Here is a 15,974-nt window from a genome sequence, read left to right as displayed (position 1 = left end):
CTGGTGCGGGTATGACGCCGGGCCGGCGTCACTCGTAGACGAACTTCTGCGGGCCGGGGAAGATCCAGGACAGGCCGTCTCGCAGCCGGTCGCGCCAGTCCTCCCAGTTGTGGCCGTCGCGGGCCTCGACGTACTTCACCGTCATGCCGGCGCCACGGAACACCGGGACCATCGAGCGGTTCGGGGTGATGAGCGGCTCGTAGGTGCCGCACGACATGAAGATGCGCTCGACCGGGCGGCTCGGTTTCTCGCGGTAGCGGTTGACGAACTTCACCACGGGGTCGAAGTAGGGGCCGCCACCGTGGTCGCTGCCGATGTCGGTGAACACCATCGACGCCGACTGCAGGAACAGCGAGCCGAACTCGCCCGGGTAGCGCACCGCCGTCGACAGGGCAGCGATACCACCGAAGCTCGAGCCCATGAGGGCGCGGCCGTGCGGGTCGTCCAGCAGCGAGAAGCGTTCGGCGAGCCGCGGCACGAGCTCGCGGGCGATGAAGCGCGCGTGCGGGGCGTGGTTGGGGTACTCCTTGAGCCGGTCGCGCGGCGGGACGAACGCGACGACCACGGGCGCGACGTCGAGTCGGTGGATGAGGTTGTCCAGCACCGTCTTCATCGCTGCGTAGTCGAGGTAGTCGAAGCCGTCGTGGACGACGAGCAGGGGGTAGCGCAGGGCGGTGTTGTAGCGCGCCGGGAGGTACAGCTTGACCGCCTGGTCGCGACGAAGCGCCTTGGAGCGCAACACGTCCTCGACAATCTCGCCGGGACGCGCCTCGGGGTCGTGGTGCACCCAGTCGGGCACGGCGTAGCCCGTGGCCGCGCACACCGAGCTCGACCCCATCGGCGAGTGCGCCACCCTGGGGTTGAGGGGGTCGTTGAACGTCTCGTAGTGGTCGCCTCGGCGGGTCTCGAGCTGGTACTCCACCCGCGACCCGCTCGGCAGGACGGTCGTGGCCGCCCACAGGTCGGTGTCGGGTAGCCGCCGCATGGGCAGCGGGTCGGGCAGCCCGACGACGCGGTGCCGCACGCGGACCTCGTCGGCGTCGCCGCGGAACAGGAACGTCGCCCGCTCCCCCTCGATGACCGGTGGTGGGTGCCTGGTGAGGAACCGGTCGATGGCCGCCCCGTCGACGGGCAGCCGCTGGCGGAGCCGGTTCACGGCGAGCCTGCGCTCGTTCACGACATCGCCGCCTTGCCGCTGGCGGTGGGCGTCGCCCCGAGCTCGTGGACGGCGCCGTCGATGCCGAGGATCCGAGCACCCTTGGGCAGGCCGCCGTCGGCGGTGAGCTCCAGGGCGGTGCCGTCGTCGAGCAGGACGCAGTGCTGGTCGACGAAGCGCCGCGCCATCACCGCGCAACGGTCCTTGTCCTCCAGGCGCAGCCGGCGCCGCGCGTGCGGGAGGGCGACGACACCCTTGACCCGCCCGAGGCCACGGTCGAACACCTCCGCCTCGTTCGCTCCTTCAGGACCGAGGTCGTGGAACAGCACGACCCGCTCCGTCAGGGCCATCGCACCGGCCGACCAGGCGATGACGGGCAGTGTTTCGGGGATGCGGATCGCGAACAGCCGCAACGCTCGCAGCAGGGTGCCGACGTGCCCACCGGTCAGCACCAGAGCGGCACTGTCGGCCAGCACCGCCTCGATCTCACCACGGTGCCAGGCGATCACCCCGCTGGAGTCCAGGGGGGCCGCGGCGTCGAGCTCGGCGTACAAGGTCTTCAGCTGCGCGGAGTACCAGGCGTCGACGTGGCGCACGACCTCGACCGCGTCGTCCACCGCGCCGTAGGCGGCGCGGGGGCCACTCGCGCGCAGCTCGCCGTCGCGGGTGCGCCGGACCACGGCGTACAGGCCGTCCATGGCGTGCTGCAGACGAAGGCGGTAGAGCGAGAGCAGGGCGTCGTGGTGGTCGCGGAAGGTCATGGCGGCCGCGGCGAACACGTCGTCCTTGGCGATCACGTCGAAGGTGCGGTGGTAGAGGCGCAGGTGGTCGGCGCGACCCTCGAGGACCGCGTCGAGCTCGGCGACGTCGTCCTCGCGCTCCTCCCAGCCTGCGTTGACCGTCGCCACGCGACCCTCGACGCCGAGCGAGCGCAGGGCGGTGCCGGCGGTGGTCATGAACCGCTGGGGTCCAAGGAGAATGGTGCGCATCAACAGGATTCGCGACTAGCCGGCGTGCACGTGGATCGAGCTGCCGACGTCGTCCAGCATTCCCCGAAGCGTGTCGTAGTCCGGGTGGCGCATGCGGACGTAGGCGTTGGCCATGTAGCCGGCCTCCACCGCCTGGGTGTGGTGGCCCTGCGGCGGGAAGTGCGCGTCGATGACCCACTGGCCGTGCCGCGCCTGCATCTCGTCGATGCCGCTGTAGCCGGTGATCTGGCCGTCGGCCTCCGGGCGCAGCGCGACGATGCCCGCCGAGTAGGGGCGCAGCATCTGGCGCTCGGGGACGCCGTGGACGATGACCTGCGCCCACTCGCGGTAGACGTCGACGTCGTTGCTCGCGGAGTAGAGGTCCCAGCACCCGACACCCGGTGGGCGGCAGCCGATCTCGGAGAACTTCAGGCCCTTGGGTCCGTGGAACCACTCCATGTGGGTTGCCGACGTCTCGATGCCCAGGGCGGTGATGACGCGCTGGCCCATCTCGGCGACCTCGCGGTAGAAGTCGGAGTCGGCGATGCGGTTGGTGGTGACGAACTGCGGGGAGATCCAGCGGGTGCGCATCGCCTCGAGGACGTTGGGGTAGTAGTGCGTGGTCCAGTCGTGGACGACGTGACCGTTGCTCGTGATGGTGTCGTAGAAGCCCTCGTGGCCTTCGACGAACTCTTCGACCGCGATGGACGCGGCGCCGTGCCTGCCGAAGTCGACCAGCGCCCGGCTGAGCTGCTCGTCGTCGTCCACCCGGGTCGTGTCCTTGGCGCCGGCGCCGTCGCGGGGCTTGAGGACGAGCGGGTAGCCGTGCTCCTCGGCGAACTCCCACACCTCGTGGGCGTGGTCGACGCCACGTGAGGCCGCCGTGGGCACCCCGGCCTCGCGCAGCACCTGCTTCATCGACGGCTTGTCGCGGCACAGCCATGTCGTGCGGACCGAGGTACCGGGGATGCCGGTGGCCTCGCGGACGTGGGCCGCCGTCATCGTGTGGGCCTCGACCGTGGCCTCGAGCCGGTCCACCCACACCTTGGACTGGATGAAGCGCACCGCCTCGGTCATCTCGTGCTGGCTCGTCACCGACCCGACGCGGTAGTACCCGCTCAGGGCGTCCCGGAGCTCGTCGTCGAGCTGCCACTCCTCCGACTCGCCGATGCCGATGACGTCGGCGCCCACCGAGGCCAGCGCCAGGGCGAACCTGCGCTGGTTGGCCGGGAACCCGGGTTCGACGAAGATGACGTTCACGGGACGACCGTAGCGTCGCCGAGCAGCAGATGGCATGCGGTGACGCGCTCGCGCCACCACTGCAGGCGCTCGGCCGGCGCCGCCCACCGCGACAGCAGGTCCTCGTCGGCCTGCACCCGACCGACGGGAAGCACGCCACCTCGGGGCTCCAGCGGCGTGGCGGCCACATCGCCCTCGAGCAGGGCGACCGTGCCGAGACCGCAGGCGTACGGCAGGTCCTCAAGGGCGGCGGCGAGCGCCACCCCCGCAGCCATCCCGACGGACGTGTCGAGGGCGGAGGACACGACCGCCGGCAGCCCGCACGCCTCGACGACCTCCAGTGCACGACGCACGCCACCCAGCGGGGCCGCCTTGACGACGACGAGGTCCGCGGCCTCCAGCCGGGCCACCCTGACCGGGTCCTGCGCCTTGCGGATCGACTCGTCAGCGGCCACGAGGACGTCGATGCCGTTGCGCGCCAGCGCCAGCCGCAGGTCGCGCAGCTCCTCCACGCTCGCGCAGGGCTGCTCGGCATACTCCAGGCCGTACCTCGCGAGGCGCCGCAGGACAGCCGTGGCGTCCTCGACCGACCACCCGCCGTTGGCGTCCACGCGGATCCGGCCACCGGGTCCCATCGCCTCCCGAACCGCGGCGACACGGTCCACGTCGTCCTGCACGGACTGGCCGCGCTCGGCCACCTTCACCTTGGCCGTCGTGGCGCCGTCGAACCGCGCCAGCACCTCCGGCACCCGCTCGGGCGCCACCGCCGGGACGGTGGCGTTGACGAGGACCTCCGTACGGCGCGGGGCCGGCCACGCGCCATACGCCGCCTCAAGGGTCGCGGACCACCAGTGAGCGGCCTCGGGCGGCTCGTACTCCGGGAACGGCGAGAACTCGCCCCAGCCGGACGGGCCGCGCAGCAACGCGGCCTCGCGCACCTCGACGCCGCGGAACCTCACCCGCATCGGGATCGCGACGACGTGCAGTCCGGCCAGGAGGTCGCCCAGCTCCGGCACGCCGGGTGAGGGCAGGTGCGTGGTCACCCCACCCATCCAACCGTGCACGGCCCGCGGCCGCGCACCGTCCACCGAGCGAGAGCAGCCCGGGCGACCGGGGCACCGGGAGCCCACGTACGGTGACGCCATGCCTACGCTGTCCGACTTCTCCGCGACCACCCTCGACGGCGCCGACCAGGACCTGTCCGTCTACGCGGGCAAGGTCGTGCTCGTCGTCAACACCGCCAGCCAGTGCGGCTTCACCCCACAGCTCGGTGGCCTCGAGGAGCTCTACCGCACGTATGCCGACCAGGGGCTGGTCGTGCTCGGCTTCCCGTGCAACCAGTTCGGGGGCCAGGAGCCGAACACCGAGGAGCAGATCGGGGCGTTCTGCGAGCGCAACTACGGGGTCTCTTTCCCGATGTTCGCCAAGGTCGACGTCAACGGTGACGACGCCCACCCGCTCTACGACTGGCTCAAGTCGGAGAAGGGCGGCCTGCTCGGCAAGAACATCAAGTGGAACTTCGCCAAGTTCCTCGTCGGTCGTGACGGCCAGGTGGTCAAGCGGTTCGCTCCCACCAAGGAGCCCGCGGCCCTCACGGACGCCATCGAGAAGGCCCTCGCCGCCTGACCGGTTGCCGGTGGCACCGTCGCCCGCGGGTAGCCTCGCGGACGTGAGCGAGCAGCGGACCGTCAGCGAGACCTTCGACCCGCAGGCGTGGGACGCCGTCGGGGGGTTCGCCTTCACCGACATCACCTACCACCGTGCGCGCGAGGTCGGCGCGGTCCGCATCGCGTTCGACCGGCCCGAGGTGCTCAACGCGTTCCGGCCGCACACGGTCGACGAGCTCTACCAGGCCCTGGACCATGCGCGTCGCACCCCGGACGTCGGCGTCGTGCTCATCACCGGCAACGGCCCCGGCCCCGACGGCACCGGTGCGGCCGGGAAGTGGTCCTTCTGCTCCGGTGGCGACCAACGCATCCGGGGGCGCTCGGGCTACCAGTACGCGAAGGACGACTCAGACGACACGGCGGCAGGCGTCGACGACCGTCGGGTCAAGGCCGAGGGCGGGCGCCTGCACATCCTCGAGGTGCAGCGGCTGATCCGGACCATGCCCAAGGTCGTCATCGCCGTGGTCCCGGGCTGGGCAGCCGGCGGCGGACACTCCCTGCACGTCGTCTGCGACCTGACGATCGCCAGCCGCGAGCACGCACGCTTCAAGCAGACCGATGCCGACGTCGGCTCCTTCGACGGCGGCTACGGCAGCGCCTACCTGGCCAAGATGGTCGGCCAGAAGTTCGCCCGGGAGATCTTCTTCCTTGGCCGCACGTACTCCGCCGAGGACATGCACCGCATGGGTGCGGTCAACATCGTCGCGGACCACGCGTCGCTGGAGGTGGAGGCGCTGCAGGCCGCCCGCGAGATCATGGGCAAGAGCCCGCAGGCCCAACGCATGCTCAAGTTCGCGTTCAACCTGCTCGACGACGGCCTGATGGGCCAGCAGGTGTTCGCCGGTGAGGCGACCCGCCTCGCCTACATGACCGACGAGGCCGTCGAGGGACGCGACCAGTTCCTCGAGAAGCGCGACCCCGACTGGTCCCCCTACCCCTGGTACTTCTGAGGCTCACTCGGAGCCGTACTCCTGAGCATCACTCGGAACCGCCGAGGTCCACGTCGTAGGCCTCGTACACCAGGTCCGAACCCTTCTGCCGGTGGCGCACCAGCTGCCCCATCAGGGTCGTGACCTCCTCACGGAACACCGGCAGGTCGGCCATCGTCCCCGCGTGCTCGAGCACGGTGAGGTAGGCGTCGATGTCCTCGCGGTACCGCTCGTGCTCACGCAGCAGCCGCTGGACCCGGCCGGCGAGCCGTGGCGAGTCACGACGTACCGAGGTGTAGAGCCCCCCAGGTCGCTCGGTGAGGTCGATGTGGTCACGGAAGTCGTGGGCCAGCTCGGCGAGCGCCGCCCGGACCCGTTCGCGCCAGGCGCCGCCCCGCGCGAGCGGGGAGGCAAGCGCCTCGTCGACGGCAGCGACCGAGTCGCGCAGCTCGGCACGGTGCGCCCGCACCCGCTCCAGGTATGCCGCGAACTCCGCATCCATGGTGGCCTCCTGCCGCCATGGTCCCGCCCGGCGGGTCCCACCGTCCACCCACGGCTAGCCTGACTTCGTGACGTCCCTGCGCCCCCTGCCGATCGCCGCAGGGACCGCGGCGGCGCTGGCTCTGCCCCTGCTCCGCGACGCGGCCGCGGGTCAGGTCGCGCTCCTGCCGTATGCCGCCGACGGCAGCCCCCCGCCGGTGCCGGATGGCGCCGTCCCCGACGCGGGCACGGCGCTCGTGGTCGGCACCTCGGGCTCGACCGGCACCCCCAAGCTCGCGATGCTCCCGGCCGCCGCCCTGGCCGCCAGCGCCCGGGCCACCCACACCCGCCTCGGTGGGCCGGGGTCGTGGCTGCTGGCCATGCCGCCGCACCACATCGCCGGCGTCCAGGTCCTGCTGCGCTGCGTCGCTGCGGACACCGAGCCGGGCCTCGTCGACCTGTCGGACGGGTTCACCGCCGAGGCCTTCACGCACGCTGCGCAGGCCTTCGAGGGAGAGCGCCGCTACACGTCGTTGGTGCCCACCCAGCTCCTGCGGGTGCTCGAGGATCCCGACGCCAGCCGAGCCCTGTCCGAGTTCGACGCCGTCCTCGTCGGCGGTGCAGCCACCTCCCCCGCGCTGCTCGTGCGAGCCAGGGAGGCGGGCGCGACCGTCGTGACGACATACGGGATGAGCGAGACGTGCGGTGGTTGCGTCTACGACGGCGTGCCACTGTCCCCGACCACGATCCGCACCGATGACGAGGGGCGGATCCACCTCGGTGGCGCCACCGTGGCCAGCGGCTACCTCGGCCGGCCCGACCTCACGGAGGGGGCCTTCGTCACCGACGGTGAGGGCGTGCGGTGGTTCCGCACGGACGACCTTGGCCATCGTGACCCCGGGTCCGGCCGCTGGCACGTCGACGGCCGCCTCGACGACGTCATCACCACCGGCGCGCTGAAGGTCTCTCCGCGACTCGTCGAGGAGGCCCTGACGTCGCTGCCCGACGTCGCCGAGGCCGTGGTGCTCGGGCTCGAGGACCCCGAATGGGGCCAGATCGTGGCTGCTGCCCTCGTGGTCCGACCCGGGGTGGCGCACCCCTCCGTGCTGCAGGTCCGGAACGCGCTGCGGGGCAGCCTCGCCGACCACGCACTGCCCCGTCGGATCGTCGTCCTGGGCGAGCTCCCCCTGCGCGGCCCGGGCAAACCTGACCGTGCCGGGATCGCTGCGTTGTTCCACACCCGGCCATGACACGATGGGGGCATGCTCCGGCTGCTCCCCTGGCTCGCGACGGTCGCCCTGACCGTCTATGCCGTCGTGGACTGCATCCAGACCGAGGACTCACGCGTCCGCAACCTCCCCAAGCTGCTGTGGATCCTGCTCGTCCTGCTGTTCCCGCTCGTCGGCCCCATCGCGTGGCTCATCGCCGGCCGGCCCTCGAACGCGAACCCCGGCCAGGGTCCGAGACGACAGGGAAGTCCCCCGCGTGGCCCCGACGACGACCCGGACTTCCTCCGTAGGCTCTGAGCACCTCCCCCGCGCAGCACCCCCACCCAGCACCCCCCACCCCAGCACCCCCACCGGCAAGCGAGAACACACCGAATGGCCACCCTGTCCCAGTGGATCGCCGGTGCGCGCCCGCGCACCCTCCCCGCCGCCGTCGCCCCCGTCGTGGTCGGCACCGCCGCCGCAGCCCCGCTCGAGAAGGCCAACCTCGGTCTCGGCCTGCTCGCCGTCCTGGTCTCCCTCGGGCTGCAGGTGGGCGTCAACTATGCCAACGACTACTCCGACGGCATCCGGGGCACCGACAGCGACCGGGTCGGGCCGATCCGGCTCGTCGGCCAGCACAAGGCCAACCCCGAGAACGTCAAGCTCATGGCCTTCGCGTTCTTCGGGGCCGCGGCGCTGGTCGGCCTCGCCCTCGTCGCCATCAGCCAGGCCTGGATCATGATCCCGCTGGGCGCGCTGGCCATCGTCGCCGCGTGGAAGTACACCGGCGGCGACAACCCCTACGGGTACCGCGGCCTCGGAGAGCTCTACGTCTTCGTGTTCTTCGGGCTCATGGCCACCCTCGGCACGCTCTACACCCAGGCCCACACGCTCAGCTGGCTCGGCCTGTTCGGCGCCGTCGGCGTCGGCGCGATCGCCGCGGCGATCCTGGTGGCCAACAACCTGCGCGACATCCCGACCGACCGCGAGAGCGGCAAGGTCACCCTGGCCGTCCGCCTCGGCGACCGCGGCACGCGCACCCTCTACGTCGCACTCATCGCGATCGCCCTCGCGATGGTCGTCGCGATCAGCACCCAGCAGGTCTTCGCCCTGCTGGCGCTGCTCTCGGTCGCCGTCATCGCCAAGCCGATACAGGCGCTGCTCTCCGGGGCCACGGGCCGTGACCTCGTGCCCGTGCTCGCCCTGACCGGCATCTTCGAGATCGTGTATGCCGTGCTGCTCGCCGCCGGCATCGCCCTCAGCCTCAAGGTGGGCTGACCCTGCGGGTGTGACCCGCCTCCGCTCAGTCGTTTCGCAGGACGAGGACATGACGATCGGTGCCTGCGGACCGCCATATCTCGGCCCGATAGGGCAGCGCGCCCGGCGCGTCGGCCGGCGGCATCCAACCCTCGACGTCTTCGAAGTCGTCCTGCACGGATGACCACACGATGAACGCCACCGTCTCCGAGTTCCACGAGACCCCGTCCCCGCAATCATGGACCGCGAGGGGCAACTCCCGCGCCCTAACCAGGCGATCGACGTCACACCTGAGCAGGCCGTGACGTGCCGGCGCATACTCGACACCGGCCGGATCGAACAGTCTGGCTCCCCGCGCGCTCCACAGCCATCGGGCAGCAGCCGGTTTCATCCCTCTGCGTCCTTTGGCCACCCACGAAGTGTCCAGCACCGAGCCTCCAGATCCAGCGGCAACGGGCACGGTGACTGCCCCCCTCCTGGTGGGGCGGGGTGTGGGGTGTGCGTTGGGCGGGGTCACGCCGGCTCCTGCGCAGCCCGACGAGCCAGCAGCTGGTCATAGCTGCCCAAGGCCAGGTCCCACTCGACCCGCTCCCCACCCTCATCCACCAGCACCTGACCTGCCAGGCGGCGGGAGTGCACCACCGCGTGGTGCTGCCCGCACAACAAGGCCGCGTTCCCCACATCCGTGACCCCGAAATCCGCCCAGTGCACGAGATGATGAGCATCCGACCACTGCGGCGGCATCGAGCACCCCGGGAACGTGCACCCACCGTCGCGAAGCCACAACCTGCGCGTCTGGGCCGTGGTGAACAACCGCACCGCCCGCCCCTGGTCCAGCACCTCTCCCGCCGACCCCAGCACCACCGGGACCACCGAGGCGTCGCAGGCCAACCGGCGCACCGTCTCCGGGGCCACCACCGTGCCCGTGTCCGAACCACCCAGCGTGACCCCGGCCCCACGCACCCCGGACACCAAGGACTCCCAACCCATCGTGACCACGAGCTGCGTCTTTGCGACCGGACCGATTCCTTCCCCTGCCGCGACAGCGCGCCGAACCAACGTCACCAGGGCCTCCCCACGACGCTGGTCACAGCTGCGCAGGTCCGGCTGACCCGCCAGGGAACGCGGCGCCGACAACGGGCCCAACGCAGCCTCCAGCACCGCCTTGCCCTCCACGTCCAGCACCAGCCGGTACTCCGCGACGCCCGTGCCGTCCTCCACCGGCTGCGACAAGGCCACGAAGCGCTTGGCCGCGTCCTGGTGCAGCTGCAGCTGGCCATCCCTGCCGTACCTCGCCAGCAGCGCGGGCCGCACCATCCGGCACCCCCGTGGCCCCTGCTGCACCGCCATCTCGATCAGCCCCGCCACCACGTGGGGCTCCGCGCCGTCGGCCAGCAACGGCCGCAACCGGTCTGCCTCGGCGAGCACCACCGCCGCCGAGCGAACGGGCAGCTCTCCGGCCTCGACAGCCACCCTGACCGTCTCATTGACCGGCTTGGTGAAGGCGACCGCGACATCGACCAGCTGCCCGGCCCCACCCGCCCGCGTCGACGGCGCGTGCTCACGCACCCACGCCGTCGCACTCATCGCCCGAGCACCGCTGCCCGGCTCACCCCGCTCGATCGCCTCCCCCACCACCGCGACCCGCGCCGCGTCGCACGCAGCACCCAAGGCGTCGACCTCACCCAACAACCCGGCAAGCCCACCCCCTGCGCTCGGCACCTGCCACAGCACCTCCGCCAGCCCCGCCAACGCAGCGCGAGCAGCTGCGATCATCTCGCGCCGCTGCCCAACCCCCACGCCTGCTTCCATACGACAAACCTAGACCCGACCACCGACAGCCCCACCGGCCGAGACCAACATCAATCACGTTGAACCGCAACACAATTCGCAAGCATGGGACAGGACATCAGGCAACCCGTGACCCGAGCCCTGTGGACAACCAACCCGGCCGGCGCAGCCTGTGGAGGCCGATGGCGGAAGCAGATCGTCCGCATCCGGGGCTACGGTGACGCGATGGCGGGGACGACGAAGTCACGGGTAGCAACGGAGGAGCTGAGGGTCGAGGCCCTCGGACCGGACACGTGGGCGGCATACGCGGCCCTGATGGAGCGGCACAACGGAGTCTTCGGCGGGTGCTGGTGCACGTACTTCCACACCATGGCCGCCGAGAAGACGTACGACGCAGACGCCAACCGCGCCCTCAAGGAGCGCCTCGTCCGCTGCGACCGCGCCCACGCCGCCCTGGTCATGCACGGTGACGAGGCCGTGGCCTGGTGCCAGTACGGGTCACCCGCCGAGCTGCCGAACATCTACCACCGCAAGCAGTACGAGGAGACCAGCGACCGCCGGCCGGACTACCGGATCACCTGCCTGTTCGTCGACAAGCGGTACCGCCGCTCAGGGGTCTCCGCGATCGCCCTGCAGGGGGTCCTCGACCTCCTGGCAGCGGCAGGTGGAGGCGTCGTCGAGGGCTACCCGCACGACAACGACGGGAAGAGGATGTCGGTCCTCTACAGCGGGACGAGGGCGCTCTTCGAACGGGCGGGCTTCACCTACGACCGGCCCAAGGGCGCGGGGAACTGTGTCATGACCACGACCGTCGCCGCGGCCGACTTAGGGCTGAGGGCTGCCGACTGAGGGCTGAGGGCTGCCGACTGAGGGCGGCAGCGACCGCGAGGCATCGCTGACCATGGACGAGCCACCCGCGCAGTGGCAGCGTGGCGCCATGACCCGTGCTGTCGCCGCCGACTACCTCGTCGTGGGCGCGGGCGCCATGGGCATGGCGTTCACCGACGCGCTCGTCGACCACGCGGACGTCCGCGTGGCGATCGTCGACCGGCGCCACGGCGTCGGCGGGCACTGGCTCGCGGCCTACCCGTTCGTGCGGCTGCACCAGTCGTCCTGCTTCTACGGAGTGGCCTCGACCCTGCTCGGCGGTGGACGGCTGCAGCAGCGAGGTCCGGAGAAAGGTCTCCAGGAACGGGCGATCCAGCCCGAGATCTGCACCTACTACGCCGAGGTCCTCGAACGGCTGGTGGACACCGGGCGGGTCGAGTTCTTCCCCAACACCGAGCACGTCGGTGGTCGGACCTTCGTCTCGCGGATCTCGGGCGCCGACTTCGAGGTTCCGGCGACGTGCCGGGTCGTCGACGCCCACTACCTGTCGCCCACCATTCCCGGCGAGACGTCGCCGCCGTTCGGGGTGGGCAGCGGCGTGCGGGTCGTGCCGGTCAACGACCTGGCCACGCTGGACGAGGCTCCCAGCCAGTACGTCATCGTCGGGTCGGGCAAGACCGCGACCGACGCCTGCATCTGGCTGCTCGCACGTGGAGTCGACCCGGACGCGATCTGCTGGGTCAGGCCCCGAGACCCGTGGATGCTGAACCGTGCCGTCATCCAGCCGGATCCCGCGGTCTTCCTGGGGATGCTTGCCGACCTCATGGAGTCAGCCCGCCACGCACGCTCCCTCGATGAGCTGTTCCTGCGGCTGGAGGCACTCGGCGTCATGCTGCGCATCGACCCGTCGGTCACCCCGACGATGGCCAAGGCGCCGACGCTCGCCGAGTGGGAGCTGGACCAGCTGCGCACGATCGAGGACGTGGTGCGGCGCGGGCACATCCAGGACGTCACGCGCGGCCGGCTCACCTTCGCGCACGGTTCCGTGCAGGTGGCGCAGGATGCCGTGGTGGTCCACTGCGCAGCGGACGGCCTCAGGATCCCGGGGACGGTCCCGGTCTGGCGACCGGAGGCGATCACGCTGCAGACCATCCGGGCCGGCTTCCCCTCCTTCGGGGCTGCGTTGACCGGTTACGTCGAGGCCACCCGCGACGACGATGCGCTGAAGAACCGGATCTGTCCCCCGTCGCAGTACGGCAACACCCTGCAGGACTGGGCCGAGATGATCATCCAGGGCACCCGGAACGCGGCGTCCTACTCCGCCGAGGACGACATCCGCGAGTGGTCGATGGGAGTCGCCCTCAACCCGGCGCGCACTCCCCCCGACCAGTCCGCCCGAACCGCCGTGGCCGAGGTGCGGGAACGCCTGGCGACCCACACCGCACCGGGCCTGGCCCGTCTCGTCGAGCTGGTGTGAGCAGCTGGGGTGAGCAAAGCTGGTGCGAGGAGCTGGTGTGAGCCGGCCCGGCCACGCGGGACGGCCCGGGCGAGGTCAGCGGTACTGCGTGGGACCGCCCTCGTCCTCCGCGTCCTCGGCGTCCTCGTCCCGTCCGTGGACGGTGCCCGTGCCCGCCGCCGCTGCGGCCTGCTTGGACTCCGTGCGGCGCTGGACGCGCTCGGCCAGCTGACGGGTGCTCTCCTCACGGAACCGCGCCAGCACGAAGTACGAGAGGACCATCGAGATCAGGGCGCTGCCCACGAGGAGCATCCACTCCTGGTCCTTGCCGCGCAGGCCGAGCAGCCACAGCAGCGACAGGACGCCGAAGAAGATGAGGAGTCGCAGGACGGAGTACCGCAGCATGGTTCGGGTGGTTCCTCTACAGGCCTGAGTAGGAGTGCTGGCCGACGAAGAACACGTTGACGACCGCGAAGTTGACGATGATGCACGCGTACCCCGCGAGCGCAATGTAGCTCGCCGTCTGGCGGCTGATCCCGCTGGTCGCCCGCGAGTGCAGGTATGCCGCGTAGACGACCCAGATCACGAAGGTCCAGACCTCCTTGGGGTCCCAGTTCCAGTAGGACGCCCAGGCCTCGCGCGCCCAGATGGCACCGGCGATGAGGGTGAAGGTCCACAGGGGGAAGGCGACGATGTGCAGCCCGTAGGCGGTCCGCTCGAGGGCCGGGCCGTCGGGGAAGCGGTCGAGGACGCTGCGTCGGCCGGAGCGGGCGAAGGCGTCCTTGACGAGGTACACGGCCGTGGCCGCGGCCCCGAGGGTGAAGATCGCGCTGGCGAGCACGGCGACGGTCACGTGGATGATCAACCAGTAGCTCTGCAGCGACGGCAGGACCTCGGCGGCCTCGGTGTACCAGACGCGCACGGCCATGCCGAGCACGAGCAGGATCGGTCCGGTGATGAACAGGCCGAGCCAGCGCAGGTCACGCCTGGTCGCCCAGATGGAGAAGGCGATCGAGGTGAACATCGAGCCCATCACGGAGAACTCGAACATGTTGCCGAGCGGCCAGCGCTGGACCGACAGTCCACGCAGCACCACCGACAGCAGGAGCAGCATCCCTCCGAGCCAGGTGGTCGTGGCGCCGATGCCGGCGGCGGCCCGGGCGCGCGAGGGGACGTCGGCGTCGTCCGGCAGGCCTCCACGGACGGGACGGGCGGGGCCGGCGGCCGACGCAGAGGACGTCGTGTCGGTCTCCGCGCCCGCAGCGCCGGCCGCGACCAGCTCACGGTCGGCGGCGACCTCGGCGGTCCGCTCGGCTGCACGGTCCCGCGCGGGCAGCAGCCCGGCCAGGTAGCCGGCAAAGCACAGCATGGCGATGGTGTAGACCGCCATCGCCGAGTAGAGGCTGACGTTGGCGTAACCCGCCAGGGTCTCGTTGGTCATGCGCTGCCCAATCGTCGTTGCACGGTGGCGAGGATGTCCTCGACCACCTCGTGGAGCCCGTCGTCGTCGCCCTTGGCGAGCCCGCCGACAGTGACCACGGTACGTCCCTGCTCCTGTGCAGGCGAAACCCGGACGAAGACCCGGCGTCGCCGGACCACCAGCGAGCCGATCAGGCCGGTCAGTGCCAGCAGGGCGGCGCCCAGGGTGATGAACCGGCCCGGGTCGTGGCGGATCGACAGACCGGCGAACCGGTCGACACCGTCGAAGGTGATCGAGCCGCGGCCACCGGGCAGCTCGAAGGTCTTGCCCGGCTCGAGCCAGATGCGCAGCGGCTGGTTCTTGGCCGTCTCGACCTGCTTCATCTGCGCGGTGTCGAGCACGTAGACCGACTGCGGTCGACCGCCCGGGAAAAGGGTGCCCTCGAAGAGGGTGAGCGCCAGGGCCGGCTTCTTCGCGTCGGGGAAGATCGAGGTCGGGCCCTTCTCCGGGTCGATGACCGCGGTGGGCAGGAACAAGCCGGTGAACCCGAGCTGCTTGGGTCCGGCGCCGGGCACCTTGATCGCGCCGACCGACGTGTAGTTGTTGTCCTGGGCGAGGAAGGGCACCGGGCCGCTGAACGTCTCGTTGCCGTCCTTGTCACGGACGGTGACCGTGGGGGCGTAGCCGTTGCCGAGCAGGAAGACCCCCGCGCCCTTCATCTCCAGCGGGTGGTTGACCTTGATCGTCGACTGCACGGGAGCGGCACCCGGCTCCGCCTCGGTGGTGACGTGGGCGGTGAAGTCACGTGGCTGGCCGAACTGGCCGCGGCCGGTGACCCGCTCCTCGAACTTCGCGTCGAGCTTGTCGACCTTGAGGGTGAACGGCGACAGGTTCTGCGGGTCGACCCACGGCCCGGGGTTGAAGGTGTCGTACTGCAGCAGCGTGTTGGAGAAGGTCTTGCCCACGGGCACGATGACGTCGCCCTTCCACCCCCACAGGTGGCCCACCGCGACGCCGATGATGACGAAGATCAGGGACAGGTGGAAGACCAGGTTGCCGGTCTCCTTGAGGTAGCCCTTCTCGGCGCTGACCGACGTGTCGTCGTGCGAGTCGGTGCGGAACCGCTTGCCGCGCAGCACCTCCCGGGCCGCGTCCAGGGCTGCCTGCGGCTCCACGGCGACCTCTGCACGCCCTGAGGACGGGAGGCGCTCCGGCCGGGCCGGTGCACGCGGCGGCTTGGACCGCATCGCGGTCCAGTGCACCTTGCTGCGCGGGAGCACGCAGCCGACGAGCGAGATGAACAGCAGCAGGTAGATCGCAGCGAACCACGGCGACGCGTAGACCTCGAAGAACCCCAGCCGGTCGAGCCAGGGCCCGGTCTTCGGGTGGTTGGCGATGTAGTCGGCGGTGCGGTTGGAGTCGATGCTGCGCTGGGGCCAGATCGACCCCGGCAGCGCACCGATCGCGAGCAGCAGCAGCAGGAACAGCGCCGTGCGCATGCTCGTGAGCTGTCGCCACATCCAGCGCATCCAGCCGACGAGGCCCAGCCTGGGCTGGGTGATGGGTTCGGCCATG

The 15,974-nt window shown here is 70.9% G+C and carries 17 protein-coding genes; 7 read left to right on the top strand and 10 right to left on the bottom strand.

What is annotated here, in order from left to right:
• Window positions 1–28 precede the first annotated feature (28 nt).
• Genes ABEG17_RS11270 through ABEG17_RS11255 form a run of 4 tightly spaced genes read right to left on the bottom strand, consistent with a single transcriptional unit; the run spans window position 29 to window position 4,406 of the window.
• Window positions 29–1,177 carry an alpha/beta hydrolase-fold protein gene (locus tag ABEG17_RS11270; RefSeq protein ID WP_406829569.1) on the bottom strand — a complete coding sequence of 383 codons (1,149 nt, stop codon included), beginning with the start codon at window positions 1,175–1,177 and terminating at the stop codon, window positions 29–31.
• Complete coding sequence (locus ABEG17_RS11265; protein WP_406829568.1) at window positions 1,174–2,145, bottom strand: hypothetical protein; 972 nt, start codon at window positions 2,143–2,145, stop codon at window positions 1,174–1,176. The genes ABEG17_RS11270 and ABEG17_RS11265 overlap by 4 nt, the downstream gene beginning before the upstream one ends.
• A gap of 15 nt (window positions 2,146–2,160) precedes the next feature.
• A complete protein-coding gene (locus ABEG17_RS11260) occupies window positions 2,161–3,384 on the bottom strand; it encodes an acetyl-CoA carboxylase biotin carboxylase subunit family protein (RefSeq protein WP_406829567.1) in 1,224 nt (407 codons plus the stop codon).
• Window positions 3,381–4,406 carry an o-succinylbenzoate synthase gene (locus ABEG17_RS11255; RefSeq protein WP_406829566.1) on the bottom strand — a complete coding sequence of 342 codons (1,026 nt, stop codon included), beginning with the start codon at window positions 4,404–4,406 and terminating at the stop codon, window positions 3,381–3,383. Before ABEG17_RS11255 ends, ABEG17_RS11260 begins: the two co-directional genes overlap by 4 nt.
• A gap of 100 nt (window positions 4,407–4,506) precedes the next feature.
• Here ABEG17_RS11255 and ABEG17_RS11250 point away from each other — a divergent pair, with 100 nt between their 5' ends.
• Together ABEG17_RS11250 and ABEG17_RS11245 are read left to right on the top strand one after the other, a co-directional pair.
• Window positions 4,507–4,989, top strand: a complete 483-nt coding sequence (locus ABEG17_RS11250; RefSeq protein ID WP_406829565.1) for a glutathione peroxidase — start codon at window positions 4,507–4,509, stop codon at window positions 4,987–4,989.
• A gap of 43 nt (window positions 4,990–5,032) precedes the next feature.
• A complete protein-coding gene (locus tag ABEG17_RS11245; RefSeq protein ID WP_406829564.1) occupies window positions 5,033–5,980 on the top strand; it encodes a 1,4-dihydroxy-2-naphthoyl-CoA synthase in 948 nt (315 codons plus the stop codon).
• A gap of 28 nt (window positions 5,981–6,008) precedes the next feature.
• On the opposite strand, the gene ABEG17_RS11240 is transcribed toward ABEG17_RS11245, so the two are convergent.
• Complete coding sequence (locus tag ABEG17_RS11240; RefSeq protein ID WP_406829563.1) at window positions 6,009–6,461, bottom strand: hemerythrin domain-containing protein; 453 nt, start codon at window positions 6,459–6,461, stop codon at window positions 6,009–6,011.
• Window positions 6,462–6,528: 67 nt separating this feature from the next.
• Between ABEG17_RS11240 and menE the strand changes: the two genes are divergently transcribed.
• The 3 genes from menE to ABEG17_RS11225 all read left to right on the top strand — a co-directional run bounded on the left by menE (window position 6,529) and on the right by ABEG17_RS11225 (window position 8,925).
• Window positions 6,529–7,689: an o-succinylbenzoate--CoA ligase gene (menE, locus tag ABEG17_RS11235; protein ID WP_406829561.1), complete on the top strand. Its 1,161-nt coding sequence runs from the start codon at window positions 6,529–6,531 to the stop codon at window positions 7,687–7,689.
• A gap of 12 nt (window positions 7,690–7,701) precedes the next feature.
• Window positions 7,702–7,965: a PLDc N-terminal domain-containing protein gene (locus tag ABEG17_RS11230; RefSeq protein ID WP_406829560.1), complete on the top strand. Its 264-nt coding sequence runs from the start codon at window positions 7,702–7,704 to the stop codon at window positions 7,963–7,965.
• A gap of 75 nt (window positions 7,966–8,040) precedes the next feature.
• The gene (locus tag ABEG17_RS11225; protein ID WP_406829559.1) at window positions 8,041–8,925 is read left to right on the top strand and encodes a 1,4-dihydroxy-2-naphthoate polyprenyltransferase; all 885 of its coding nucleotides are present in this window, start codon (window positions 8,041–8,043) and stop codon (window positions 8,923–8,925) included.
• A gap of 25 nt (window positions 8,926–8,950) precedes the next feature.
• Here ABEG17_RS11225 and ABEG17_RS11220 read toward each other — a convergent pair whose 3' ends face one another.
• A complete protein-coding gene (locus ABEG17_RS11220; RefSeq protein WP_406829558.1) occupies window positions 8,951–9,316 on the bottom strand; it encodes a hypothetical protein in 366 nt (121 codons plus the stop codon).
• A 101-nt stretch (window positions 9,317–9,417) separates the two neighbouring features.
• Window positions 9,418–10,716: a DUF222 domain-containing protein gene (locus tag ABEG17_RS11215; RefSeq protein WP_406829557.1), complete on the bottom strand. Its 1,299-nt coding sequence runs from the start codon at window positions 10,714–10,716 to the stop codon at window positions 9,418–9,420.
• A 204-nt stretch (window positions 10,717–10,920) separates the two neighbouring features.
• Here ABEG17_RS11215 and ABEG17_RS11210 point away from each other — a divergent pair, with 204 nt between their 5' ends.
• Both ABEG17_RS11210 and ABEG17_RS11205 read left to right on the top strand, forming a co-directional pair.
• Window positions 10,921–11,544 (top strand): GNAT family N-acetyltransferase, encoded by a 624-nt coding sequence (locus tag ABEG17_RS11210; protein ID WP_406829556.1) that lies wholly within the window; start codon window positions 10,921–10,923, stop codon window positions 11,542–11,544.
• Window positions 11,545–11,596: 52 nt separating this feature from the next.
• Complete coding sequence (locus tag ABEG17_RS11205; protein WP_406829555.1) at window positions 11,597–13,000, top strand: NAD(P)-binding protein; 1,404 nt, start codon at window positions 11,597–11,599, stop codon at window positions 12,998–13,000.
• A 75-nt stretch (window positions 13,001–13,075) separates the two neighbouring features.
• On the opposite strand, the gene ABEG17_RS11200 is transcribed toward ABEG17_RS11205, so the two are convergent.
• Genes ABEG17_RS11200 through ABEG17_RS11190 form a run of 3 tightly spaced genes read right to left on the bottom strand, consistent with a single transcriptional unit; the run spans window position 13,076 to window position 15,973 of the window.
• Window positions 13,076–13,384, bottom strand: coding sequence for a DUF4229 domain-containing protein (locus ABEG17_RS11200; protein WP_406829554.1), 309 nt, complete (start codon window positions 13,382–13,384; stop codon window positions 13,076–13,078).
• Between the two features lie 16 nt (window positions 13,385–13,400).
• Window positions 13,401–14,420 carry a c-type cytochrome biogenesis protein CcsB gene (gene ccsB, locus ABEG17_RS11195; RefSeq protein WP_406829553.1) on the bottom strand — a complete coding sequence of 340 codons (1,020 nt, stop codon included), beginning with the start codon at window positions 14,418–14,420 and terminating at the stop codon, window positions 13,401–13,403.
• A complete protein-coding gene (locus tag ABEG17_RS11190) occupies window positions 14,417–15,973 on the bottom strand; it encodes a cytochrome c biogenesis protein ResB (protein ID WP_406829552.1) in 1,557 nt (518 codons plus the stop codon). Before ABEG17_RS11190 ends, ccsB begins: the two co-directional genes overlap by 4 nt.
• Window position 15,974: the final 1 nt, after the last annotated feature.

This window comes from Pedococcus sp. KACC 23699, assembly GCF_045348425.1.
Lineage (GTDB): Bacteria > Actinomycetota > Actinomycetes > Actinomycetales > Dermatophilaceae > Pedococcus.
The sequence above is the reverse complement of the archived record's forward strand: the minus strand, read 5'-3'. Positions and strand labels throughout refer to the sequence as shown.